This is a genomic window from Thiorhodococcus drewsii AZ1, from assembly GCF_000224065.1.
Lineage (GTDB): Bacteria > Pseudomonadota > Gammaproteobacteria > Chromatiales > Chromatiaceae > Imhoffiella > Imhoffiella drewsii.
In genome coordinates, this window is sequence record NZ_AFWT01000127.1 from 1 (window position 1) to 788 (window position 788).

The following is a 788-nucleotide window of genomic DNA, read 5'->3' on the forward strand; positions in this document are numbered from 1 at the left end:
GCGCGTTGACTTGACGCGCCTCAAGCACGACGACACCAAGCTCGGTATCCAGAGCAAACGCCTGAAAGCCGCCTGGACTACGTCTAGCAAGAAGCCCAAGCTCATCCCTGGAACGGCCGATCCCGAGGCACAGAAAACCTTCCTCGCCGAGCACGAAAAACTCAAGAAAACCAAGGGCGATGCGGATCCCATCTATTTCATGGACACGGTCCACCCGCAGCACAGTCCACTCATCGCCCAGGGCTGGATCAAGCGCGGCGAGGTTTGCAAGATCCGCTCCAACGTCCGTTTCGACGACAGCATGAATGCGGTGTCTCGACCATCGCTCTGCTGCAGCAACTCGAGCAGCGGCACCAAGACGCGGCGGTGATTCACGTGATTTGCGACAATGCGCGCTATTATCGCTCCAAGGTGGTTCGTGAGCACTGGGAAACATCACGCGTGCAATTGCTCTTTCTTCCGCCCTATGCGCCAAACCTCAATCTGATCGAGCGATTCTGGAAGTATTTTAAAAAGACAGTGTTCTACAACCGCTATTTTGAGTCGTTCGCCGACTTCAAAGCGGCTTGCGAGACTTTCTTTCGTCACCCGAACCAATCTGATGGTGACTTACGATCGTTACTGACGGAAAACCTCGTCATTGTAGGCGAGCAAACGCCGAAAAATTGGCGTTAGCTCAGCATATTCAAAACGAAAATGGGCAATCCGATTTTGCATTTCACTCGATCCATCGTATCGGTCCTCCTGTTTCTGATGGCTTGCCCAGGAATTGCCGGCACGGATATTTC

1 protein-coding gene and 1 pseudogene are annotated in these 788 nt (G+C 53.3%); both read left to right on the forward strand.

The features are described from left to right. Nucleotides 1-370 (forward strand): annotated as a pseudogene (locus THIDRDRAFT_RS27020) (hypothetical protein); the annotation flags it as partial. Next, a complete protein-coding gene (locus tag THIDRDRAFT_RS27025; protein ID WP_007043426.1) occupies nucleotides 367-675 on the forward strand; it encodes a transposase in 309 nt (102 codons plus the stop codon). The pseudogene THIDRDRAFT_RS27020 and the gene THIDRDRAFT_RS27025, both read left to right, overlap by 4 nt. The last annotated feature ends 113 nt before the right edge of the window (nucleotides 676-788 follow it).